The sequence below is a fragment of the Brevibacterium sp. LE-L genome (assembly GCF_050214925.1).
Classification (GTDB): domain Bacteria; phylum Actinomycetota; class Actinomycetes; order Actinomycetales; family Brevibacteriaceae; genus Brevibacterium.
The window spans coordinates 3,917,962-3,940,541 of record NZ_CP189759.1 but is presented as its reverse complement, the minus strand read 5'-3'; the positions used below and the strand labels follow the sequence as shown (position 1 = coordinate 3,940,541).

Sequence of the window (22,580 nt, the reverse complement as noted above, 5' to 3'; positions counted from 1 at the left end):
CCGACGGCGGCCCAGCAACCTTGCGCAAGGTTGCTGGGCCGCCGTCACGTAGTTCTGGGAGGGGCGAGTGGGGGCGTGAGCACTCAAGTGAGGGCGTCAGTGACGATGAATCTGACCTTGCGATGGTCCCGAAGTGAACGAATCATCGGAGAGTCCATATACTGGGGGCCATGACGATTCTCATTGGCTACCTACCTGCTCCCGAGGGTGAGGCTGCTCTGCGTGCGGGTTTCGCGGAAGCCAAGCTGCGGTCGAGCACTGCCGTCGTGATCAACTCGCAGCGACGAGGTGCCAGCGGGACGCCGACGGAGATCGGTGAGGACGAGATCAAACGGATCGTCGACCTCGGCAGGGAATCCGATATCGACGTCGAGGTGCTCCAGCCCGATCACGAGGACGATCTGCCGGGCACGCTCAACGATCTCGCCGTCGAACACGAGGCTCAGCTCATCGTCATCGGGCTGCGCAAGCGCTCGGCCATCGGCAAGTTCATCCTCGGTTCCCAGGCTCAGCGCATCCTCCTCGAAGCCGAGGTCCCGGTCCTCACCGCGAAGGCCTGAGCGCACTTCGCCGAGGCGGCGCCGCCGTAAGCGTCGAATCGACCATCCGCGTCGCCGAGGTGCAGATCCGCTCTCGCCGAGGCGGCGCTTCGCCCGCGCTAACGGCGCGGTTCCAGCCCCCACCCCCAGGCGATCAGCTCGGCCAATGACACGCCTTCGGCGTCGCTGAGATCCGTGATCTGAGTCCGGCACGAATACCCGTCGGCGAGCACGACCTCCAGCCGTGAGTCGTCCGTCCCCGCTTTGCCGCGCTTTCGCAGCGCCGGCAACAGTGCCACCTCGGCGACGGCGACCGAGGTCTCGTAATGCCCTTCCTCGACGCCGAAGTTCCCGGCCAGGCCACAGCAGCCGCCGATGAACTCGGTGCTGGCGCCGGTCCGGGCCAGCAGCTCTCTGTCCGCAGCGGTGCCGAAGATCGCCGACTGATGGCAGTGCGGCTGAACGAGTGCGTCGACCCCGGACAGATCCGGCAGTTCGGCACCGATGCTCAGCAGATACTCGGCAAGGGTCTGCACGCGCGCAGCCACCCGACGCGAGGTGTCATCGGCGAGCAGCTTGGCCGAATCGTCCTTGAGCGTGGCCAGACAGGAAGGTTCGACGCCGACGATCGGGACATCACCGGTGGCGTCGAGGGCAGTGATCGTCTCCGCGAGATTCGCCTTTGCCGCATCGAGCTGCCCGGTCGAGATGAGCGGCAGGCCGCAGCACACGGTCTGATCGATCACCCGCACTGTGACGCCGGCGTGCTCGAGCACGGCCACGGCTGCGGCGAGGATGCGCGGAGCAAAATGGTTCGACCAGGAATCAGCGAACAGGATCACCTCGGCGTTCGGACGCGGCACCAACCGCAACTCGTCCGACTGCGCACCCGATGACTGCGCCCCGGATGACTGCGCACCCGAATTCTGGGCCTTCGCGCTGGGCGCCGCGTCCGCGCCCGAACGCGACTCCGCCTCGGCGCTGGACGTCCACCATCTGCGGAACGTCGTGGCCGCGAACTGCGGAATCGACCGGCGCACATCGATGCCGGAGATCCGCTTCGCCACGGTCGACAGACCCGGCAGCCCCGACACCCGATTGAGCACCGGCGCCACCGGTGTGACCAGGCGCGCAAGCTGCGGAAGGAACCCGAGCGAGTAGTGCTTCATCGGCCGCAGCTTGCCCTTGTAGGACTGGTAGAGGACCTCGGCCTTATACGTGGACATGTCCGTTCCGGTGGGGCACTCGGTCCCGCAGGCCTTGCACGACAGGCACAGGTCAAGAGCTTCGTGCACCTCAGGCGAGTCCCATTTCGGTTCGAGCAGATCGCCCGAGACCATCTCCTGCAGCACCCGAGCGCGTCCCCGGGTCGAATGCCGTTCATCGCGTGTGGCCTGGTAGGACGGGCACATGATGTCGCCGGCGGCCGCCGAATCCGCGCGGCATTTGCCGACGCCGGTGCACCGATGCACCGCCGAGGCGAAGCCCGCGGACTCACCCTCATAGGCCATCGCCAACTGTCCCGGAAGCTCCTGCCGCAACGGCAGCTGCGTCAGTCGGAGCGACTCATTGAGCGCATCCGGGTCGACGATGACACCGGGGTTGAGCAGATGCTGCGGATCGAAGAGCTTCTTGACCTGGGCGAACAGATCGATCGCCGCCGGTGTGTACATGAGGCTCAGCAGCTCCGAACGTGCCCGACCGTCACCGTGCTCACCGGAGACCGAACCGCCGTAGCGGGCGACGAGCTTCGTCGCCGCGACCATGAAGTCGCGCATCACCTGCGGTCCGGTCGGGTCCTCGAGCGGGAAGTCGACCCGCATGTGCAGGCAGCCGTCACCGAAGTGACCATAGGGGATCCCCCAGAGGCCGTGTTCGTCGAGCAGAGCCATGAGATCGTGCAGATAATCGCCGAGGTGGTCGACCGGGACCGCTGAATCCTCCCACCCGGCGTGGGCGTCGCGACCATCGGGGGTGCGCGAGACCAGACCGGCGCCGTCGGCGCGGATCGCCCACACCTCGGCGGCGGCCGCGGCGTCGAGGACGGAGGAGTCCAGGGCCTGCGACTCGGCGATGAGGCGCTGGGTCTCCTGCTCGATTTCGGCTTCGTCCTCACCGGTGAGCTCGACGACGAGCCAGCCCGCGCCCTCGGGCAGCGTGGGGACCGCCTCGGCGCCCTTGGTGTCGATGACTCGGTTGAGCATGCGTGAGTCGAGGCCTTCGCACGCGGCTACGGGGAAGTCCTTGAGCAGCGGCGCATCATGGGCGGCCGCGACCATGTCCTCGTAGCCGAGCACCACTGCTGAGGTGAAGCTCGGGTCTTTGACCAGGCGTATCTTCGCGGCGAGGATGACACCCCAGGTGCCTTCCGTGCCGGCGAAGGCACGGCGGAGGTCGAAGCCGTTCTCCGGGAGGAGCGACTCGAGCCCGTAGCCGGAGACCTGTCTGGAGAAGGTGCCGAAGTTCGTGCGGATGGTGCCGAGGTTCTCGGCGACGAGTTCGTGCAGACGCGGGAAGGTCGCGGAGGCGTCCGCGTCGTCGAGGGTGACGACGGTGCCGTCGATGAGCATGACCTTGAGCGCGAGGATGTTGTCGCCGGTGCGTCCGTAGCCCAGGGCGCGGGGGCCGCAGGCGTTGTTGCCGATCATTCCGCCGATGGTGCAGCGGGTGTGCGTCGACGGATCGGGACCGAAGCGCAGACCGTGCGGTTTGGCCTTCTCCTGCAGGTGGGCGTGGATGCAGCCGGCTTCAACCCAGGCCGACTGTGCGTCGGGGTCGAGGTCGAGGACGGTATTCATATGGAGCGAGAAGTCGAGGACGATGCCGCGGCCGATGGCATTGCCGGCGATCGAGGTGCCGGCTCCGCGGCTGGTGATCGGCACGCCGAGGCGGCGGGCGATCGTGAGGACGCCACGCACCTCCTCTTCGTCGTGGGGAAAGACGATGGCGGCGGGCACAAGCCTGAAGAGCGAGGCATCGGAGGAGTAGGCGGCACGGTCCGTGTCGTCGATGCTGAAGTCGCGGATGCCGACTGCGCGGAACTCGGTCGCGAGGGTGGCGGGAAGCGTTGTCGTGGACTCGTCTTCGTCGACGGTCGCCCGATTCGCTCCGGTGGGATGGGCCATAGTCGTCATGTTCGCATTGTGCCACTTGGGTTGCCGGAACATCGAGACCCTTTCACTCTCGAGATCCTCCGCCCACACCTGCAGGGTCGTCAGGGTCATCGGGCAACACCGGAACCGTTATCGTTTCGTTATCAGACAAGCTCAGAACGACGGCTTTGTGGAGTTTGAGTTCCTATATCCGGGAATTCTTGGTGTATTGACATATTCGTGGTATCTAATGGGACTACACCAATTCGTGGCAAGGGGCCACTACATGAATGCAAGGGAAGAAGCCATGTCTCGTCGAGCTCGTGAATTGACAGTAGATCAGGCCGCATTAGTCGGGGCGGTCAGAAAGGTCGCTCGGCAGCGATCGAAAATCAACACCGACTATGTGATGGCGATTCTTCGGGCGCGCGAAGAGGGCGCGACTTTCGGGGCGATCGCCGAGGCGGCCGGCACCTCCTCGCAGGCGGTGCAGGAGATCGTGCGTCGGCACGGACCGGTCAAGCGCAGCGAACCGAAATCGGAGGTCGCAGACCCCGTCTGAGCCCGGAATCAAGGGGTCGAGGCAAGAAGCATCGACTCCCCGGACCTTCATTCTTCCCGCGCTCGAACAGGGGCGGTGATCCATCGGCGAGATGGGGTCACCGCCCTTGTGTATTGCATGGGCGGTACCTGACCGTTGTATGGCCGATTCTCGGAGCCGTTCGGCGACAGGAATTTTCATTGTGCTGACAATGGGGCAGGTGGTGTGTAATGACGGGAACCGGCAGTTCGGCCCATATGGATAATCATGTTTTGATTCGCTCGATCTGTCGATGCGAAACTGAAGTTCCCCGCGACCGACACCGGCAGCTGCGGGCGGGTTCGTGGGCAGGTCAATTGGTGAGCTCCCACGGCATGATGCGGCTATCAGCGGCTTAGATACAAGAACGACATACTCGCCGCAGTATTGCAGTCTTGTTACAGGCGGACCGGTTGTTCACGCCCCGATAGCGGGCGTTCGGCTGCACCGCGGGTCCGGGGCGTTCGGCGTGCGGCCGACCGGACTCCGGACCCGCAGGCGTGGTGAGAGGCGTCTTGTCTAGAGTGGCGATATGAACTCCGAGCCCGAATCACTGCCCGCTGAGATCGTCGACCTTCCCCTCATTCGCATCGCGTCCGACCTGTCTGTCATGGCCTGGGAGCAGATGCTCGCCTGGAGGTCACTGCTCGGAGCGAGCCTCGATGCGCGGGTCGTCGACACGAAGACCTCGCCGAACGACCTCGTCACCAAGGCCGATGCGCAGATCGAGGCACTCGTCCGCGGGTACCTCTCGCGGGTCAGGCCCCACGATCTCATGGTCGGCGAGGAGGGGGCGGACGCACTCGACCCGGTCGAATTCTTCTCGGCCGATATCCTTCGCCGGCTCCATGCCTACGATGCCGAGGCGCGGCTGCTCGCCGACCTCAGCGACGACGGCCCGGCGCTGGAGTGGCATGTCGACCCCATCGACGGAACCGTGAATTATGTCCGGAACATCGAACACCATGCTTTCTCTGTCGGTGTCTGCGAGAAGCCGGACACCGATCCCGGTCTCGGTCTCGGCGGCTGGCGCATCGGGCTCGTTGCCTCACCGGGGCTGGGTGCCACTTGGCTGGCGGCCGAGGGCCTCGGCGCCTACCGGGTCGAGGGTCGACTGGCCGACTACGGAACGGCCGCCTCGGCGAATATTCCCGCCCGCCGGCTGCGGGGTACGCCGAGCGGGCTGTCCGGACGGCTGCTCGCCACCGGGTTCGCCTACACCGGGAACAATCGCGGCCCACAGCTGGCCAAACTCGAGAACCTTATGAGCGGTTACGACGATCTCCGGCGCTGCGGCGCGGCCTCCATCGACCTGTGCATGGTCGCCGAAGGCCGCGTCAACGGCTACGCCGAACGGGGCCTGGGCATCTACGACTACGCCGGCGGTGCGGTCATCGTCGAAGAGGCAGGACTCAAGGTCAGCCGCGGGGGAGCAGGCGGTCCGACCGCCGCAGCCGACGCCCAGGCCGAGGTCGATCGGCTCGTCGCCGCCATCTGAACCGACCTCGCCCCGCCCGCGCCGGCCGAGCCGCGCTGGGCTCTCTGCGCCGCAAACCGCTCATCAGGTGTGATGCAGATAACGTCATATTTCTTTGACTTTATTTTCAAAGCATAGGCTAAGCTTACTTTCAGTGTGTGCACACGTTTCTCTGATTCGTTCATCCCAGGAAGTAGGACCCCATGGTTTCGACTCGCCTTCAACTGAGCGCCCTGGCAGGCGTTGTCGCTCTTGCTCTGGCCGGCTGCGGCTCCTCTGATTCCGATTCGGCACAGGCCGACGGCGCTGACACCACGATCGAGGTCGAAGACAACAACGGCAAACAGACCGTTGACTCCCCGCCGGAGTCCGTCGTCGCCACCGACAACCGCACGTTCCAAACTCTCAGCGACTGGGGCGTCGAACTCAGCGGCGGAGCCGTGTCCCTCATGAGCGACGACCTCGACTACACGAAGGACGAGTCGATCCTCGACCTCGGCAACCACCGCGAACCCGACCTCGAGAAGGTCGTCGAAGCCAAGCCCGACCTCATCATCAACGGCCAGCGCTTCGCCCAGTTCCACGACGATCTGGCCAAGCTCGCCCCTGAGGCGGTCGTGCTCGAACTCGATCCCCGCGACGACGAGGACTTCGACGACGAGCTGCGCCGTCAGACCACGGTGCTCGGCGAGATCTTCGGCAAGCAGGACGAAGCGAAGAAGCTCGTCGATGATTTCGACGCTTCCATCGACCGCGCCAAGTCCGCCTATGACGGTGATGACAAGGCCATGGGGCTGATCACCTCGGCCGGTGACATCGGCTATGCCGCTCCCTCGGTCGGACGCACCGTCGGGCCCGTGTTCGACATCCTCGACCTCGCCCCGGCCCTCGAGGTCGAGGACGGCACCGAGGACCATCAGGGCGACGATGTCTCCGTCGAAGCGATCGCGAAGTCGAACCCCGACCTCATGATCGTCCTCGACCGTGATGCCTCCTTCGCGCCGGAGAAGCGCGATGAGGGCTCGGCCCCGGCCGCCGAGGTGCTCGAGGACTCCGAGGCGCTCAAGGACGTCCCCGCGATCAAGGACGAGAAGATCGTGTACTTCCCCGAGGACACCTACCTCAACGAGAGCATTCAGACCTACACGGAGTTCTTCAACGACTTCGCTGAGAAGCTCGAAGACCAGAAGTGATGACCATCGCCGAGGCGGCCCGACGTCGGAAGGACTCCCGAGGCAACCGGCCGGATGAGTCTCCACGTGGGGCCGCCTCGGCGAAGGGACCCCTCTTCGGATGGCCGCTGCTGCTGGGCGTCCTCGGGGTCGCCCTCCTGCTCGCGGTCTCGCTGTTCACCGGTGTCTACGACATCTTCGGCGGTGACGGCGGTGCTCAGATGTTCCAGATCACGCGGATTCCGCGCACCATCGCCCTCGTCCTGGCCGGAGCGGCCATGGCGATGTGCGGGCTGGTCATGCAGCTGCTCACCCAGAACCGCTTCGTCGAACCGACGACGACCGGCACCACCGAATGGGCGGGCCTCGGGCTCATGCTCACCGTCATCGTCTACCCCGATGCCTCGATCGTCGCGCGGATGGTCGGAGCGATCATCGCCGCCTTCGTCGGCACCCTCGTGTTCTTCCTCTTCCTCCGGCGAGTGTCACTGAAATCCTCGCTCATCGTGCCCATCGTCGGCATCATGCTCGGCGCCGTCGTCGGTGCCGTGTCGACCTTCGTCGCCGTTCAGACCGATATGCTGCAGAGCCTGGGCATCTGGTTCGCAGGCAGCTTCACCTCGATTCTGCGCGGCCAGTACGAGACCCTGTGGATCGTCGCGGCCGTCGTCGTCGCGATCTTCATCCTCGCCGACCGCTTCACCGTGGCCGGCCTGGGCAAGGAGATCGCCACGAACGTCGGCCTCAACTACAACCAGATCCTGCTGCTGGGAACCGTCTTCGTCGCCGTCGCCACAGGCGTGGTCACCGTCGTCGTCGGCAACCTGCCGTTCCTCGGACTCATCGTGCCCAACATCGTCTCACTCGTCCGCGGCGACGACCTGCGCTCGAATCTGCCGTGGGTGTGCCTGCTGGGCATCGCCATCGTCACTGTCTGCGACCTCATCGGTCGGATCATCGTCATGCCCTTCGAAGTCCCCGTCTCCCTCATCCTCGGCGTCGTCGGCGCTGCCGTGTTCGTCGCCCTGCTGCTGCGTCAGCGGAAGGTCGGGTGAGTGCCGTGCGCGCAAAGGACGAAATCCCCGCAGACCCCATGACGAACACCGACGCCGAGGCGGCCGGCCGGGCCGCTGCGGACGTGCGGGACGGTGAGCCGCCTCGGCGAGGTTCCGCCGCTGCTCAGGGTGCCTCTGCTCAGCGTGCGTCCGGACCGCTGCCGACGGCCAGGTCGGTGCGCCGATATTGGACGATGATCATCGTCCTCGCGCTCGCCTCGGCGGGTATCGCCGGCGGCATCCTGGCGTGGGACAATCCCATGCCCATCAACGACCCCGGCTTCTGGCTGATCGCGAAGCTGCGGCTGACGAACCTCGTCGTCATCGTCATGGTGGCACTGTGCCAGTCCTTCGCGACCGTCGCCTTCCAAACGGTGACGAACAACCGGATCATCACGCCCTCGATCATGGGATTCGAGTCCCTGTACGTGGCGATCCAGACCTCGGCGATGTACTTCTTCGGGGTCACCGCGATCGTCGAACTCAAGGGGCTCGTCCCATTCGTCGTCCAACTGGCGCTCATGGTCGGGCTGTCGCTGGCACTCTACGGGTGGCTGCTGTCCGGTCGGCACTCGTCGGTGGCACTCATGCTGCTCATCGGCGTCGTCATCGGCGGGGGACTGGGCTCGGTCGCGACATTCATGCAGCGGACGCTGACGCCGAGCGAATTCGACATCCTCTCCGCACGGCTCTTCGGATCGATCTCGAACTCGGATTCGAGCTACCTGCCGGTGTCGATCCCACTGTGCGTGCTCGCGTGCCTCGGCCTCTACCTCAGCTCGTCGCGGTTGAACGTGCTCGCGTTGGGTCGGGATATGACGAGCAACCTGGGGCTGAACTTCAAGGGCGAACTGCTCAAAGTGCTCTTCTTCGTGTCCATCCTCATGGCGGTGTCCGTGTCGATGATCGGCCCGATGGTCTTCCTCGGATTCCTCGTCGCGATGCTCGCCTACCAGTTCGCCGACACCTATGACCACAAGCGGCTCTTCCCGATGGCGGCCCTCATCGGGTTCGTCGTCCTGGGTGGAGCGTATTTCGTCATGAAGAACATCTTCTACGCCGAGGGGGTCGTGTCGGTCATCATCGAGATCGTCGGCGGCGGCGCCTTCCTGCTTGTCATCCTGCGAAAGGGGCGCCTGTGATCACGCTGGACTCGGTCCGCAAATCCTACAGCGACGAGGTCTCGATCGGGCCCGTCGACCTGCAGATCCCGGCCGGAGGAGTGACCGCTCTGGTCGGCCCCAACGGCGCCGGAAAGTCGACGCTGCTGACGATGATCGGCCGGTTGCTGGGCTTGGACTCGGGGTCGATTTCGGTGGCCGGTTTCGACGTCAGTTCGACGAAGTCGAAGGACCTGGCGAAGATCGTGTCCATCCTGCGTCAGGAGAACCACTTCATCACCCGTCTGACGATCAGGCAGCTCGTCGGGTTCGGGCGCTTCCCGCATTCGCAGGGGCGTCTGACAACCGCCGATGAGGAGATCATCTCCCAGGCCATCGACTTTCTCGAGCTCGGTGAACTGGAGAACCGGTTCATCGACGAGCTCTCCGGAGGGCAGCGGCAGCGGGCCTATGTGGCGATGGTGTTGGCGCAGGACACCGACTATGTGCTGCTCGACGAACCGCTGAACAACCTCGACATGAAGCGGTCCGTGCAGATGATGCAGCACCTGCGCCGAGCCGCGGCCGAGATGGGCCGGACCATCGTCATCGTCCTCCACGACATCAACTTCGCCGGTCACTACGCCGACCACATCTGCGCGGTGAAGGACGGCGAGGTCGTCGAGTTCGGCACTCCCGAGAAGATGATGACCGCCGAGGTGCTGTCCAGGGTGTTCGACACCCCGGTCGAAGTCATCGACGGTCCGCGCGGGCCGCTGGCCGTTTACTACTGACACGTTCGGCTGGTCTGGCCGGTTAGCTGGCTGGTGGCTGGTGGCTGGTGGCTGGTGGTTGGGTGGGGCGATCCACAGCGGGGCGGAGTGTCACCCGGCGTCGGACGGCGACGGGACGGAACGTCACCCTGCAGCGGGCCGCACCGTCACCCAACGACGGACGGCGACGACGAGCGTGGTGACGAGGCCGATGATGAGGAGCCCGTCGGCGGCGATGTAGAACAGGTGCAGGGCCGATCCGCCGTCGTCGGTGCCGGCGAGCACGGCATTCGTGCGTTCATTGAGCAGGGGGCGGATGACGATGACCTTGATGATGAGGATGCCGATGAGACCGCTGGTCAGGGCTCGATAGACACGGTCGACACCGGTCTTCAGCATCGCCCACAGCAGGATCACCGCGATGACGAGCTCCACCCAGTTCATCGCCCCGAAGACCAGACGCCCGATGCCCAGCCCCAGCGGAATCGTGATCCCCGGGGCGGTGAACTTCAGCGGCGCCTCGATGAGCGAGATACCGATGATGAGCCCGAGCCACACCGCCGGCAGAAGGATGCGTGCTCCCGCCGCGAGCCGGGTGTCCTGAGTGCTGAAGAAGTTGGCCATGCCCAGCATTCTACTCCCGGTAGAAAGGCTGCTCGTGGGGGAGCTGAGGCGGCACTTAGACTGGTGCCCATGCGTCTGTTCTCCAACGCCGTTGTGCGCACCTTTGCGCCCGCCGCTCGCCCCGACAGTGCCGATCCCCACCCGGACGATGCCGCTCGCCCGGACGAATCCACTCACCCCGCGACCGCCGGCCACCCGGATAATGCCGCCCACTCCGACGATACCCGCCCATCCGTCGCACCCGATGCGATCCTCGTCGACGGTGAGACCATCGTCGCCGTCGGCACCCGGGCCGAACTCCTCGACATCGCCGCCGCGGAATCGTCGACGACGGCGGCGCTCGCCTCGGCGGGCGGGGTCGGAGCGACCACGGTCATCCCCGGCCTCGAAATCGACGAGATCGACTGCGGCGGGCAGGTCATCCTCCCGGGATTCGTCGACGGGCACATGCACTCGATCATGTACGCCGATTCTCTGACCGACCTCGATCTGTCCCAGACGAAATCCCTCGCCGAGGCGGTCACCGCCATCCGCGAACGAGCAGATTCCCTCCCCGTGGGCACTTGGGTTGTCGGCTCCGGCTGGGACCTCAACAAATGGGACGACCCGTCCTGCCCGGACCGGACGCTGCTCGACGCCGAGGTGCCCGACCATCCCGTGGCGATGTGGTCCCTCGACCTGCACACCCTGTGGGCCAACGCCCACGCCCTCGAGATCGCCGGCATCGACGCGTCGACCGAAGATCCCTCAGGCGGCAGCTTCGTCCGCGACGATGACGGGCAGCTCACCGGCCTCGTGCGCGAAGACGCCACCGACCTCGTCGCCCGCTTCATCCCCGAACTCAGCCGTGAGGAGCAGGTCGAACGCCTCGCCGTCACGCAGAAGCTGTTCCTGTCCCAGGGACTGACCGGCATCCACGACTTCGACGGCATCGCCTCGACGCTGGGATGGAACGACCTGCGCGAAGCCGACCGGCAGGACATGCGGGTCACGCTCTTCCTGCGCGGACCCGAAGTGCCGTGGGCGATCGAAACCGGCTGGCACACCGGCGACGGAGACGACTGGCTGCAGAGAGGCGGGCTCAAACTCTTCTCCGACGGCGCGCTCGGCTCCCACACCTCGCACATGTCCTCACCGTTTCCCGAAACCGACGGTGAGGCGGAGAACTTCGGCATCGCACAGATGACCGAGGACGAACTCTTCGACCAGGCCCGCATCGCCACCGAGGCGGGCATCTCCGTGGCCATCCACGCCATCGGCGACCAAGCCAACCACCACGTGCTCGAAGTCTTCGAACGTCTGCGCGAGATCACCGCGGCCGCCGAGGAACGCTTCGACCGGCCGTTCCGCCACCGTGTCGAACACGCCCAGTTCATCCAGCCGGGCGACGTCGCCCGCTTCGCCGAACTCGGAGTGCTCGCGTCCATGCAGCCCCGGCACTGCATCTCCGACCTGCACCTGCTCCACCTCATCGACGAATCCGCGCAGCTGGCCGCTTATGCTTGGCCGGATCTGCTCGCTGCGGGTGCCCAAGTGATCTTCGGCTCCGATGGGCCCGTTGAACCTGCCAACCCGTTCGCCGCGATCTACGCGGCGATGACCAGGGCGAACATCTCAGGGGACGCATCGACGAGCTTTCAGCCCGCGCGTCGGCTCAGCGCCGCCGAGGCCATCCGTCTGCACACGCAGGGGCCGGCTTTCGCCGCCGGTTTGGAATCGCGGCGCGGCTATCTGGCACCGGGCATGGACGCGGACTTCATCGTCGTCGACACGGATCCGTGCGCGGCCGACGGGCTCAACGCCGACTCCTGCCGGGCCGACGGGTTCAACGCCGACTCCTGTGCGGCCGAAGGGGTGAGCGCCGAGGCGGCTGTGCAGGGAACATCGACACGACCGGATCGGGCGGAGGTCGACGGAACCGACGGGCTCCTCGGCTACGATTCCGAAGAAGCGCTGTTCGCCCACGCCGAGGCGATCCGCGACACCCGTGTCGCGCTCACCGTCGTCGGCGGCGAGATCAAATACGAAGCCTGACCGCTGGCCCGGCCGCCCACGCCGAAACCGGCCCCGCCCGGCCGGGCCACTGATTCGGCCAGGCCCAAACCGGCCCCGGCCGCTGACCGTGAAGGATCCCCGCTCATGCCTCGTTCGTTTCTGGCTCAGGCTCTCAAGGTCGATGAGGCCACCCCGGATACCCGCAGCCGCGAAGTCGACTTCCTCCGCGCGGCCGCGATCACCGTCGTCGTCCTCGGGCATTGGACGATCATCGCCGTCAGCGTCGGCGGCGGCATCAACCCGCACGGTCTGCTCGATCAAGCCCGTTGGACGCACCCGCTGACCTGGGTGTTCCAAGTGATGCCGATCTTCTTCCTCGTCGGCGGCTACTCCAACGCTCTGTCGTGGCGCTCGGCGAGGCGGCGGAACATCGGGTATGCCGAATGGCTGCGAGCTCGCCTGCGCCGCCTCGGCCTGCCGCTCATCCCGCTGCTGCTCGTGTGGTTGGCTACCTGCGTCATCGCCGTGGCCGCCGGGGCCGAGCCCGGGGCCGTGCAGCTGGCCTCCCAGATGGCGTTGGTGCCGACCTGGTTCCTCGCCGCGTACCTGCTCGTCGTCATCGTCGCCCCACCCTGCCTGATCCTGTGGGAGAAATGGGGATGGTGGTCGATCATCGTCGGCATCGGCCTCGCCGGAGTCATCGACGTCATCAGCATCGCCACCGAGAGCACACTCGCCGGCTACCCGAACTACCTGCTCGTGTGGGCGAGTTTCCACCAGTTCGGCTACGCCTGGCTCGATGACCGCCTGACCAGCCTCAAACGCTGCGCGGCGCTCTTCGCCATCGGCGCGATCGGCCTCGGGCTCCTCGTCGGATTCGGCCCCTACCCGGTGTCGATGATCACGGCAGGCACCGATGCCATCTCGAATTCCTCGCCGACCCGCGTGACCATGGCCTTCCTCGGCATGGCCCAGGCCGGCATCGTCCTCATGCTGAGGCGCCCACTGGCGGCACTGCTGCGCAGCCCCGGTCTGTGGTTCGTCACCGTTATGGTCAATCAGCGCATCATGACCTGGTTCCTCTGGCACCTGACCGCGCTCACGGCACTGGCCAATGTGCTCATCGGCCTCGACGCCGACGCTGTGCTGCCCGAACCGCTGACCGGGATCTGGTGGCTGACCCGGCCGCTGTGGGCCATCGCGCTGCTGGCGATCACCGGAGTGCTCGTGGCGATCTTCGGTCGCTTCGAATCACCGCAGCCCGACGACCGTCCCGCACCCCCGACATGGATGCCGATCGCCGCTTCGGCCGCGATCTGCGCGGGCCTGGCGATCATGGCCGATACCGGGATGGTCGACGGGCACGGTGTGACCTGGATCTGGCCGCTGCTGCCGATCGTCGGCATGCTCGCCTTCGGCGTCGTCCGCCTGCCCGGCCGGCGGACCGCCGAGGACTGAGCACAACGAGACTGATTTCGCCGAGGCGGGACCGAACGTCGCCCCGCCTCGGCGAATCTCAGATGTGGCGGCCGCCGGAGATCTCGGTGACCGTGCCCGTGAGGTAGCTGGACAGGCCCGAGGCCAGGAACAGCACCACCGAGGCGACCTCCTCGGGTTCACCGGCACGCCCCAGCGGAATGTCGGCGAGCTTCGAATCGATGGCGTGCTGGGGCATGGCCGCGGTCATCGCGGTGTTGATGAAGCCGGGCTGGATCGCGTTGATGCGGATGTTCTTGAACGCGACCTCCTTCGACACGGCCTTCGTCATGCCGACGATTCCGGCCTTCGCCGCCGAATAGTTCGACTGTCCGGGGTTGCCGACCTTGCCGCTGATCGAGGACACGTTGATGATCGACCCGCCTCGGTCCTGTTCGCGCATGAGCGCCGTGGCGACTTTGAGGCCGTTCCAGGTGCCGCGCAAGTGGACGGAGATGACGTCGTCGAACTGTGCCTCGGTCATCTTCCGGATCGTCGAGTCGCGGGTGATGCCGGCGTTGTTGACCCAGATGTCGACGCCGCCGAAGATGCTGGTGGCCGCCTCGGCGAGTTTCTCGACGGCATCGAGGTCGGACACATTGCACACGACCCCGGCCGCGGAGCCCTCACCGCCGAGTTCGGTCACGGCCGCCTGCAGGTTCTCTTCATTCATATCGCCGAGGACGACCTTCGCGCCCGAGTCGACGAGGCTGCGGGCCATCGCCAGGCCGAGCCCCTGCCCGCCGCCGGTGACGACGGCGACCTTCCCGGTCAGCAGGCCGGGAACGGCGGTGACCCCGCCGGTTTCGGTGACGGTGATGCCGGTGCTCGCTGCGGTGGTGGATTCGGTCATGGTGATTCCTTTCGTCAGAGACGGGCTCGATCAGAGGTTGAACTGGGGCTTGTGCGCGCCGCTCAGCAGCTGCCGGGCGACGACGACGCGCTGGACTTCGGAGGTGCCTTCGTAGATGCGGAACAGCCGGGCGTGGCGGTAGAAGCGTTCGACCGCGGACTCGCGCATGTAGCCCATTCCGCCCTGGATCTGCACGCCCGTGTCGGCGATGCGGGCGAGTGCTTCGGAAGCGAAGAGCTTCGCCGAGGAGGGGCCGAGCTTGCGATCGGTGCCTTCGTCCCAGCGCTGTGCGGCCGAGAGCACGAGTGACTTCGCTGCGGCGGTGTCGGTGTAGATATCGGCGAGCATCGCCTGGACGAGCTGGAAGCGAGCGATGGGCTCCCCGCCCTGTTTCGCCTCGGCGGCGAAGCGGACGGATTCGTCGAGGATGCGGATGGACTGGCCCACGCAGATCGCGGCGATGTGCAGCCGGCCCTTGTTCAGTGAGGCCATGGCCGCGTAGAAGCCCTTCTCCTCTTCCCCGCCGATGAGGTTGGCAGCGGGCACGCGGACATCGTCGAAGAAGATCTCCGAGGTCCAGGCGCCTGCCTGACCCATCTTGTGGTCGTGCGGGCCGACGGTCACGCCCTCTGCCGTGGTGGGAACGAGGAAGACGGAGATGCCCTTCGACCCGGTGGCGTTCGGGTCGGTGCGGGCGAAGACCATGAGCACGTCGGAGGCCTCGGCGTTGGTGATGAAGCGCTTGGAGCCGTTGATGATGTAGTCGTCGCCGTCGCGCACGGCCTTCGTCCGCAGGCCCGAAGGATCGGAACCGGCCTCGGATTCGGTCAGCGCGAAGGACGCGACGACCTCGCCGGAGGCCAGGCGGGGCAGCCATGCGGACTTCTGTGCGTCGGTGCCGTAGTTGACGAGCACCTGCCCGGCGATGCCGTTGTTCGTGCCGAACAGCGACCGGAACGACGGCGTCGTGTAGCCGAGTTCCATGGCCAGGAGGGCATCCTGTTCGGCGTTGAGTCCGAGGCCTCCGTACTCCTCGGGCAGAGCCCAGCCGAAGAGGCCCATCTCGGCGGATTCTCTGATGATCGCCTCGGGGAACGCGTCCTCGTCCTCGACCTGCGTCTCGAGCGGGACGACCTTCTCGCGGACGAATTCGCGGACTGCGGCGAGGATGTCATCGAGTTCTGTGGTGTCCATGAGTGTGTCTCCTTCGAACGGTGGTCGCTGCGGTGCGGGTGTGTGGAGCTGCTGGTGTGCCGGGCGGGGTGCCGTCTAGAGGGTGTCGAGCCAGTCGCGGATGCGGTCGGAATCGGCACCGAGTTCGGGTGGGGCGAGATCGTAGGAGACCTCGGACTTCGACAGGGTGATCGGATTGCGCACCGTCGGGATGATGCGCTCGCCGCTGCCGGTCTCCACGACAGGTTCGAGACCGAGACTCTTCGCATGTTCGACGCCTTCGGCGATCGTATTGATCGGGGCGCAGGGCAGGCCCGCGGCCGAGAGCTTGTCGAACCATTCCTGTGCGGTGTGGGCTTGGAGGGCCTCGAGCAGCTCGGGTTCGAGGGCGTCCCGGTTCGCGTTGCGGTTCTTCGCGGTGGCGAACCGCGCATCGTCGCACCAATCGGGTCGTCCGACCACCTCGGCGAGGATGGCGAACTGGCCGTCATTGGCCGCGGCGATGATGAGCTCACCGGACTTCGCGGCCATCGGCTGATACGGGTACAGGCTCGGGTGGGCGTTGCCCATCCGGGTCGGAGTGACACCCGCGGCGGCATAGGCGCCGGACTGGTTGACCAGGCCGGACATGGCCGAGGACATGAGGTTGGTCTCGACGAGCTGGCCCTCGCCGGTCAGCGTCTTGTGTGCGACGGCGGCGAGGACGCCGATCGTGGTGTGCAGCCCGGTGATGACGTCGAAGACAGCGACTCCGGCGCGGTAGGGCGATCCTTCGGGGCTGCCGGTCACCGACATGAAACCCGACAGTGCCTGCATGAGCAGATCGTAGCCGGGAAGCGGATTCTGCGGGCCGAACCCCGTGACCGAGGCGAAGATGACGTTCGGATTGGACTCCGTGACGCTGTCGTAGTCGAGTGCGAACTTCTTCAGACCGCCCGGTTTGAAATTCTCGACGATGATGTCGGCACGGGCCGCCAGCTTCTGAGCGACCTGGAGATCTTCGGCGTCGGCGAAGTCGAGGACGATGTCGTACTTATTGCGGTTGACCGACAGGTAATAGGTGGCATCGTCGTCGCGCACCGGCGGCGCCCAATGTCGGGTGTCATCGCCCTTGGGCCCTTCCACCTTGATGACCGTCGCCCCGAGGTCGGCGAGCATCATCGTCGAGTAGGGGCCGGCGAGGACGCGGGAGAAATCGACGACGAGCTGCCCCGACAGCGGCCCGGACCCGTCGCGGGGGAGGAACTCCTCGAGGCGGTCGTGGGCAGGGGAGCGGACAGGGTCGTGGGCAGGGTCGTGGGCAGGGTCGTGGGCAGGGGAGCGGCGGTGATCGTCTGCGGCGGTGGTCGACTGCTCCATCGGCGAATGTCTTCCCGTCTATCGTGGTCTGGCGGAACCGGCCGCAACCGGCGTTCGGGCGGTGCCGGGTTGCAGCCGGCCGCGATCGGTGTCCGGGCGACCCCGGGCGGCGCCGGGGCTGCGCTGGTGTGGCACTGCGACGTCTGTGGCGTGTGTTCGGCCTCATCATATAACGCAAACAGCAATAATGTACATGCATTACTGCTGATTAGAGTATTGACGGTGTGCTGGTCAGGGGGTCCGGCAGACCCGGGAGCCCGGCGGCCCAGGGGTCGGCAGCCCAGGGAGCCCGGCAGCCCAGGGAATGGACCGATTCCGACCGCCTCGGGCGCGGTCGACCGCGAATCAGGGCGGCCAGCTCCAGGGAGAATTCGCAGGTGATTCGTATGATGAATGTGTGGACGAACAACCGAGCCTGACCGAACAGCGAGTTCTGCTGGTGCCTGGGACGCTGATGTCGGCGAAGTCATACGACGCTGTGAGGGCCCATGCCGATCTTCGCGCCGACGGGCTCGACGTTGACGGCGTCGAGTGGATGCTCGACGTCCCCCACTGCGACATCCCTCGTGCAGCAGACTGTGTGGCAGAGAGAATCCGGGGCGGCACAGGGCCGGCGATCCTCGTCGGCCATTCGACCGGCGGCACCATTGCCGCGGTCACGGCACTCAACCACCCTGAGCTGGTCTCCGGGCTGGTCCTCATCAACTCGGGTCCGAATGTGATCGGTCACGGCGCTGTGGACCAGATCCTTCAGACACTGCGCGAGAGCCCGACCGACGAGGTGTGGGAGCGCTTCGCGCTCAAGAACGTGGCGCCGGGAGCGCCTCGGCGCTGGATCGACGACATGATCGAGTTCAGCAGGCGCGCCGGAGCCGCTACGGCGGCCTCGATCCTGCGCAGTCAGGCGCAATTGGACCTGCTCGCCAGTGGTCAGTCGAGCGATCTGGTGGTCGAGGTGCTGCACGGCAGGCTCGATGAGAAGCGGACTCCGGCCAACGCCGAGGAGTGGGAGCACGTCTTCCCGAAGGCTGCGGTCACAGTGATCGACGACTGCGGGCATTCTCCGCACTTGGAGGCGCCGAGCCAGGTGGTCGCGGCCGTTCGCCGTGTCGTCGGGACTCTGCAGCGGACCGGCGTCTGAGCCGCGGGCAACGGTGTGGGGCTCAGCTGCGTCTGTGACGATCCAGGGTCGAGGAGAGCAGCTGCTTCATCCCCTCGGCGTACCGTGCGGCCATCATCCGCTGCGCCGCGACCGAAAGCGGGGAGAAGGCTCGGAGCAGCGGATGCCCGGGAGTGGAGTCCGAGGTGATGCTCAAGATGGTTCACTCCTCCATTGTCCCCGCAGTCGGTGCCGGGCGCGTCCGAGCATGCGCCAGATTCTCCTTGTCTTCGGTCGCAGACCTGCATACGATGAGACCAGGTCACTGAACGAACGCTCGCTTCACGGCGAGGGCCGCTCGTCGTCTACAGGAACATTGGAGTTCATCTATGTCAGATCGCACCGAAACCTCACCCCGCTCGGGCCGCCGCTTCGAGGGACAGGTCGCCCTCGTCACCGGAGCCAGCCGCGGAATCGGATTGGGCATCGCGCAGCGCCTCAACGACGAAGGCGCCACGGTCATCCTCACCGCCCGCAAGCCCGAGGCGCTGCAGGAGGCGGTCGCGCAGTTCCCTGAAGGCACCGCGATCGGCATCGCCGGCAAATCCGACGACCCGGCGCACCGAGCGGAGGTCTTCGACACGATCGCCCAGAAGTTCGGCCGCCTCGACGTGCTCGTCACCAACGTCGGCATCAACCCCGTCTACGGTCCGCTCATCGACCTCGACCTCGACGCCGCTCGCAAGATCCTCGATGTCAACGTGCTCGGCACGCTCGCATGGGTCCAGGGAGCCGTCCACCACGAAAAGCTGGGATTCCGTGAGAACAAGGGCCGGATCGTGAGCATCTCCTCGGTCGCCGGTGAGCGCCCGAGCCCAGGCATCAGCTTCTATGGAATCTCCAAGGCCGCCGTCTCCCATCTGACGAGGTCCCTGGCCGTCGAGCTCGGGCCCGATATCCGCGTCAACGCCGTGGCTCCGGCCGTGGTCAAGACGAACTTCGCCACCGCCCTCTACGAAGGACGCGAGGAGGAGGTCGCCTCGGCGTATCCAGTCAAGCGTCTCGGTACGCCCGAGGACATCGCCGCGGCCGTGGCCTACCTCGCCTCGGCCGATGCCGACTGGATCACCGCCCAGGTGCTCACCGCCGACGGCGGCGTCATCACCGCCGGCGGCAGCGCCTGACACACGGCTGCCTGACACGCGGGCGTCTGACGGCGCGGGCGCCTGACGGCGGGGCTTCCGACGGCGGGGCGTCTGACAGCGCGGACATCTGACGGCGGGGCGTCTGACGGCGCGGACAGCGCCTGAGGTCGCCGTTGCCGGGCCGCGGAGGCACGAAGACTCAAACAGTGGTCGCAATCGGATACATTTCAGCCCTTGAAAGTATCCGATTGCGACCATTTCTCTCTGTGGCTGACAGCTGCGAGGGTCAATTCATCGGCGAGTCCGCAAGCTCTTGCTTCGTCGTACTCGGCCGGCAGTCCGGTTACTCCGCCGGCAGTTCGGTTACTCGGCCGGCAGCCCGGCCGCATGCGCGCAGATCTCGCCGTAGCGTTTCGCCACCCCCGCCGGGTCGAGTTCGCCGTCGGGGCGATACCACTGAGACACGCCCGTGCAGATCGTCGTGATCGCCCGAGACGCATCGCGAGGATGCTCCGTTGTGAAGGTGCCGTCGGCGACGCACTCTTCGAGCACCTCGTCGAGCAGCTTCTGCTGCCGGTCACGGGCGGCGATGTGTGCCCGCCGGTGCTGACCCTGCAGGGCGCGGATCTCGCTGAAGGCGATGAACGCCAAAGCCGACTGGTGGGCGTGGAAGAGCAGCAGGCATTCGACGAGGCGGTCGAACCTCGCCAGCGGGGTCTGCGCACCATCGGCCAAGGCTGCGATGCTGCGTTGCCACAGGTCCTCCATGGCCAGCCGGTCGATCTCGGCGAGAATCGCATGCTTCGACGCGAAGTGATGATAGAGGCCGGGCACCGACAGGCCGGCGGCTCCGGCGAGCTGTCGGATGCTCGTCCCGTGGAATCCTCCGGTGACGAATCGCTCGAGTGCGGCGTCGAGGATCGGCGACAGCAGCGGTGTGTCGTAGTTGCGCCAGTGGGTCGCGGATGTGTCGCTCACGAGTCGTCCTTGCTCATCAAATGCATCGTCTGAAGTCATCTCTAATCTACGGGCAAATCAGCGGGGAGATGCCCAGTGGATCGCCGAATAGGTGCCCAGCAATCCTCGCACAGGCTCTCGCCTGATCGTCGCGACTGATTCGCGCCCAGCTAGTCGACCACACGCCCGCCTAGTCGACCATGCGCTTGCTCCGTCCGCCACGTGCCTGCCTGCTCGGTCGCCTCTTGCGCCCGAAACGTTTCGTGACCTACGATACATTCAATACCGAGCGAGCGATCGGTCGGGTGGGTCAAAGTGCCGGAAGGGCACCACCTGCCCGAGTACGACGAGGTACGAAGGACGGACACCTGATGGCAGTCGAAGACACCGCTTCCACGGCACATGTGTGGACGCGAATCTATCCCGCCGGAGTCGGCCAAGACCCGGAGATCCACGACGAATCCGCAGCCCACGCGTGGCGCGCCCGGGTCGCGGCCTCACCCAACCAGCGTGCCGTCCTCTACCGCGGTCGAACCTTCACGACTTCCGACATCGATCGCGAAGCCGAAGCGCTGGTCAGCGGATTCCTCGCCCGCGGTCTGCACAAATCGTCGATCATCGGCATCTACCTCCAGAACGTCCCGCAGTTCGCCGTGGCACTGCTGGCGGCGTGGAAGATCGGCGTCATTCCCCTCGTTCTCAACCCGATGTACCGCGGCCGCGAACTGCGCGCACTCATCGACGATTCGGCCGCCTCGGCGATCATCTGCGACGAAGGCGACCTCGACCAGGTCCGGACAACGCTGACCGGCAGCTCCGTGACCTGGGTGCTCACGACGAACGACGACGAATACGCCGGCGACACCACCGTCACCTCGACCGATGCAAGCGCGACCCCCGCAACGTCCACCGGCGCCGAGGCGGCCGGCCCCGAACCCGGAATCACCGTCGAGGCGTGGTCCGACGTCCTCGCAGCCCACCGCGCCGACGCATCGACCCACCGCACCGACCTGCTGCCCGGCCTCGACGATGCCGGCCTGCTCACCTATACGTCCGGGACCACCGGCCCGGCCAAGGGGGCGATCGCCACCCACCGCAACATCCTCGCTGTGGCACGTTCGTACGGGGCGTGGATGAGCCTTGGCGAGGGTGACGTCATGCTCGCGATCGCCCCGCTCTTCCACATCACCGGAGCCGTGGCGTGTGCAGCGACCTCACTCATCCACCCGATCACGCTCGACTTCATCGGCCGCGTCAGTGCGGAGAAGATCGTCACGGCCATGCGTGAAGACGAGGTGACCGTGACGATCGGGTCGATCACCGTCTACAACGCTCTGCTCGAACACGAGACCGCCACCGCCGACGACCTCAGAAGCGTCCGCTACCTCTACTCCGGCGGCGCCCCGGTGCCCCCGGCCACCGTGGAGCGGTTCCGGAACCGATTCGGCCTTTACATCCACAACATCTACGGCATGACAGAAACCGCCTCGGCGGTCATCGGTGTCCCACCGAACACCGAGGCACCCGTCGACCCCGCCACCGACACCCTGGCCATCGGGGTGCCTTTCCCGGGGTTGGAAGCGCGGATCGTCGACGTCGCCGACGGGTCCGTCATCACCGACACCACCGCCGGCGAACTCGAGCTGCGCGGACCGCAGGTCACACCCGGCTACCTCGGCCGAACCGAAGCCAACGAGGCGGCCTTCGACGATGGCTGGCTGCGCACCGGCGACGTCGGTGTCATGGACGACGCCGGCTGGATCTACCTCGTCGACCGCATCAAGGATCAGATCAACGCCTCCGGCTACAAGGTGTGGCCGCGCGAAGTCGAGGACGTCCTCTACGAACATCCGGCCGTGCTCGAGGCCGCCGTCGTCGGCCAACCTGACGACTACCGCGGCGAAACCGTCGTCGCCTACGTCTCCCTCCGCACCGGTCAGCAGGCCGCCCCCGAGGAGCTCATCGCGTTCACGAAGGAACGCCTGGCCGCCTACAAATACCCGCGCATCGTTCACGTCATGTCCGACCTGCCGAAGACGCATACCGGGAAGATCCAGCGCAGACTGCTGCGCAATTCCGGCACCGAGGCGGCCCCGCAGAACTGAGAACCG

General features: G+C 66.2%; 19 protein-coding genes. 12 read left to right on the top strand and 7 right to left on the bottom strand.

Annotated elements, in window-relative coordinates; genetic code table 11:
- The first annotated feature begins 170 nt into the window (after positions 1-170).
- A complete protein-coding gene (locus ACQE2J_RS17845; protein ID WP_135540688.1) occupies positions 171-560 on the top strand; it encodes a universal stress protein in 390 nt (129 codons plus the stop codon).
- A gap of 98 nt (positions 561-658) precedes the next feature.
- Here the strand turns inward: ACQE2J_RS17845 and ACQE2J_RS17840 are convergent, their stop codons facing one another.
- Positions 659-3,673 (bottom strand): FAD-binding and (Fe-S)-binding domain-containing protein, encoded by a 3,015-nt coding sequence (locus tag ACQE2J_RS17840; RefSeq protein WP_240689927.1) that lies wholly within the window; start codon positions 3,671-3,673, stop codon positions 659-661.
- A gap of 244 nt (positions 3,674-3,917) precedes the next feature.
- Here ACQE2J_RS17840 and ACQE2J_RS17835 point away from each other — a divergent pair, with 244 nt between their 5' ends.
- The 6 genes from ACQE2J_RS17835 to ACQE2J_RS17810 all read left to right on the top strand — a co-directional run bounded on the left by ACQE2J_RS17835 (position 3,918) and on the right by ACQE2J_RS17810 (position 9,809).
- Complete coding sequence (locus ACQE2J_RS17835) at positions 3,918-4,193, top strand: hypothetical protein (RefSeq protein WP_425119714.1); 276 nt, start codon at positions 3,918-3,920, stop codon at positions 4,191-4,193.
- Between the two features lie 550 nt (positions 4,194-4,743).
- A complete protein-coding gene (locus tag ACQE2J_RS17830; RefSeq protein WP_135540690.1) occupies positions 4,744-5,709 on the top strand; it encodes an inositol monophosphatase family protein in 966 nt (321 codons plus the stop codon).
- 182 nt (positions 5,710-5,891) lie between these two features.
- Positions 5,892-6,881, top strand: coding sequence for a siderophore ABC transporter substrate-binding protein (locus ACQE2J_RS17825; protein WP_135540692.1), 990 nt, complete (start codon positions 5,892-5,894; stop codon positions 6,879-6,881).
- Positions 6,881-7,915, top strand: a complete 1,035-nt coding sequence (locus tag ACQE2J_RS17820; RefSeq protein WP_135540789.1) for an ABC transporter permease — start codon at positions 6,881-6,883, stop codon at positions 7,913-7,915. The genes ACQE2J_RS17825 and ACQE2J_RS17820 overlap by 1 nt, the downstream gene beginning before the upstream one ends.
- Positions 7,916-7,953: 38 nt before the next feature.
- A complete protein-coding gene (locus tag ACQE2J_RS17815) occupies positions 7,954-9,057 on the top strand; it encodes an iron chelate uptake ABC transporter family permease subunit (protein WP_135540790.1) in 1,104 nt (367 codons plus the stop codon).
- The gene (locus ACQE2J_RS17810) at positions 9,054-9,809 is read left to right on the top strand and encodes an ABC transporter ATP-binding protein (protein ID WP_426936774.1); all 756 of its coding nucleotides are present in this window, start codon (positions 9,054-9,056) and stop codon (positions 9,807-9,809) included. Before ACQE2J_RS17815 ends, ACQE2J_RS17810 begins: the two co-directional genes overlap by 4 nt.
- A gap of 123 nt (positions 9,810-9,932) precedes the next feature.
- Here the strand turns inward: ACQE2J_RS17810 and ACQE2J_RS17805 are convergent, their stop codons facing one another.
- Complete coding sequence (locus ACQE2J_RS17805) at positions 9,933-10,412, bottom strand: hypothetical protein (protein ID WP_135540696.1); 480 nt, start codon at positions 10,410-10,412, stop codon at positions 9,933-9,935.
- 69 nt (positions 10,413-10,481) lie between these two features.
- Here ACQE2J_RS17805 and ACQE2J_RS17800 point away from each other — a divergent pair, with 69 nt between their 5' ends.
- Positions 10,482-12,446, top strand: coding sequence for an amidohydrolase (locus ACQE2J_RS17800; protein ID WP_135540698.1), 1,965 nt, complete (start codon positions 10,482-10,484; stop codon positions 12,444-12,446).
- A gap of 105 nt (positions 12,447-12,551) precedes the next feature.
- A complete protein-coding gene (locus ACQE2J_RS17795; protein WP_425119712.1) occupies positions 12,552-13,865 on the top strand; it encodes an acyltransferase family protein in 1,314 nt (437 codons plus the stop codon).
- A 58-nt stretch (positions 13,866-13,923) separates the two neighbouring features.
- Here the strand turns inward: ACQE2J_RS17795 and fabG are convergent, their stop codons facing one another.
- From fabG to ACQE2J_RS17780, 3 genes are all read right to left on the bottom strand, one after another.
- Entirely contained in the window at positions 13,924-14,736 is an 813-nt protein-coding gene (gene fabG, locus ACQE2J_RS17790) for a 3-oxoacyl-ACP reductase FabG (RefSeq protein WP_135540702.1), read from the bottom strand.
- A gap of 30 nt (positions 14,737-14,766) precedes the next feature.
- Positions 14,767-15,930, bottom strand: a complete 1,164-nt coding sequence (locus ACQE2J_RS17785) for an acyl-CoA dehydrogenase family protein (protein WP_135540704.1) — start codon at positions 15,928-15,930, stop codon at positions 14,767-14,769.
- A 75-nt stretch (positions 15,931-16,005) separates the two neighbouring features.
- Positions 16,006-17,268, bottom strand: coding sequence for a CaiB/BaiF CoA transferase family protein (locus tag ACQE2J_RS17780; protein WP_426936773.1), 1,263 nt, complete (start codon positions 17,266-17,268; stop codon positions 16,006-16,008).
- Between the two features lie 397 nt (positions 17,269-17,665).
- Here ACQE2J_RS17780 and ACQE2J_RS17775 point away from each other — a divergent pair, with 397 nt between their 5' ends.
- The gene (locus tag ACQE2J_RS17775) at positions 17,666-18,409 is read left to right on the top strand and encodes an alpha/beta fold hydrolase (RefSeq protein WP_426936772.1); all 744 of its coding nucleotides are present in this window, start codon (positions 17,666-17,668) and stop codon (positions 18,407-18,409) included.
- A 22-nt stretch (positions 18,410-18,431) separates the two neighbouring features.
- On the opposite strand, the gene ACQE2J_RS17770 is transcribed toward ACQE2J_RS17775, so the two are convergent.
- Positions 18,432-18,584: a hypothetical protein gene (locus ACQE2J_RS17770; protein WP_426936771.1), complete on the bottom strand. Its 153-nt coding sequence runs from the start codon at positions 18,582-18,584 to the stop codon at positions 18,432-18,434.
- Between the two features lie 172 nt (positions 18,585-18,756).
- Between ACQE2J_RS17770 and ACQE2J_RS17765 the strand changes: the two genes are divergently transcribed.
- Entirely contained in the window at positions 18,757-19,551 is a 795-nt protein-coding gene (locus tag ACQE2J_RS17765) for an SDR family oxidoreductase (RefSeq protein WP_426936770.1), read from the top strand.
- A gap of 324 nt (positions 19,552-19,875) precedes the next feature.
- Here the strand turns inward: ACQE2J_RS17765 and ACQE2J_RS17760 are convergent, their stop codons facing one another.
- Positions 19,876-20,490 carry a TetR/AcrR family transcriptional regulator gene (locus ACQE2J_RS17760; RefSeq protein WP_426936769.1) on the bottom strand — a complete coding sequence of 205 codons (615 nt, stop codon included), beginning with the start codon at positions 20,488-20,490 and terminating at the stop codon, positions 19,876-19,878.
- A 350-nt stretch (positions 20,491-20,840) separates the two neighbouring features.
- On the opposite strand from ACQE2J_RS17760, the gene ACQE2J_RS17755 reads away from it, so the two are divergent.
- Positions 20,841-22,574, top strand: coding sequence for a class I adenylate-forming enzyme family protein (locus tag ACQE2J_RS17755; protein ID WP_426936768.1), 1,734 nt, complete (start codon positions 20,841-20,843; stop codon positions 22,572-22,574).
- The last annotated feature ends 6 nt before the right edge of the window (positions 22,575-22,580 follow it).

What these genes read in the sequence shown, in the direction of transcription:
- ACQE2J_RS17820 (WP_135540789.1), top strand. Translation starts at nt 6,881, where the DNA reads ATGACCATCGCCGAGGCGGCCCGACGTCGGAAGGACTCCCGAGGCAAC.
- ACQE2J_RS17780 (WP_426936773.1), bottom strand. Translation starts at nt 17,268, where the DNA reads ATGGAGCAGTCGACCACCGCCGCAGACGATCACCGCCGCTCCCCTGCC.
- ACQE2J_RS17805 (WP_135540696.1), bottom strand. Translation starts at nt 10,412, where the DNA reads ATGGCCAACTTCTTCAGCACTCAGGACACCCGGCTCGCGGCGGGAGCA.
- ACQE2J_RS17845 (WP_135540688.1), top strand. Translation starts at nt 171, where the DNA reads ATGACGATTCTCATTGGCTACCTACCTGCTCCCGAGGGTGAGGCTGCT.
- ACQE2J_RS17795 (WP_425119712.1), top strand. Translation starts at nt 12,552, where the DNA reads ATGCCTCGTTCGTTTCTGGCTCAGGCTCTCAAGGTCGATGAGGCCACC.
- ACQE2J_RS17835 (WP_425119714.1), top strand. Translation starts at nt 3,918, where the DNA reads ATGAATGCAAGGGAAGAAGCCATGTCTCGTCGAGCTCGTGAATTGACA.
- ACQE2J_RS17840 (WP_240689927.1), bottom strand. Translation starts at nt 3,673, where the DNA reads ATGACGACTATGGCCCATCCCACCGGAGCGAATCGGGCGACCGTCGAC.
- ACQE2J_RS17785 (WP_135540704.1), bottom strand. Translation starts at nt 15,930, where the DNA reads ATGGACACCACAGAACTCGATGACATCCTCGCCGCAGTCCGCGAATTC.
- ACQE2J_RS17765 (WP_426936770.1), top strand. Translation starts at nt 18,757, where the DNA reads ATGTCAGATCGCACCGAAACCTCACCCCGCTCGGGCCGCCGCTTCGAG.
- fabG (WP_135540702.1), bottom strand. Translation starts at nt 14,736, where the DNA reads ATGACCGAATCCACCACCGCAGCGAGCACCGGCATCACCGTCACCGAA.
- ACQE2J_RS17825 (WP_135540692.1), top strand. Translation starts at nt 5,892, where the DNA reads ATGGTTTCGACTCGCCTTCAACTGAGCGCCCTGGCAGGCGTTGTCGCT.
- ACQE2J_RS17830 (WP_135540690.1), top strand. Translation starts at nt 4,744, where the DNA reads ATGAACTCCGAGCCCGAATCACTGCCCGCTGAGATCGTCGACCTTCCC.
- ACQE2J_RS17800 (WP_135540698.1), top strand. Translation starts at nt 10,482, where the DNA reads ATGCGTCTGTTCTCCAACGCCGTTGTGCGCACCTTTGCGCCCGCCGCT.
- ACQE2J_RS17815 (WP_135540790.1), top strand. Translation starts at nt 7,954, where the DNA reads ATGACGAACACCGACGCCGAGGCGGCCGGCCGGGCCGCTGCGGACGTG.
- ACQE2J_RS17755 (WP_426936768.1), top strand. Translation starts at nt 20,841, where the DNA reads ATGGCAGTCGAAGACACCGCTTCCACGGCACATGTGTGGACGCGAATC.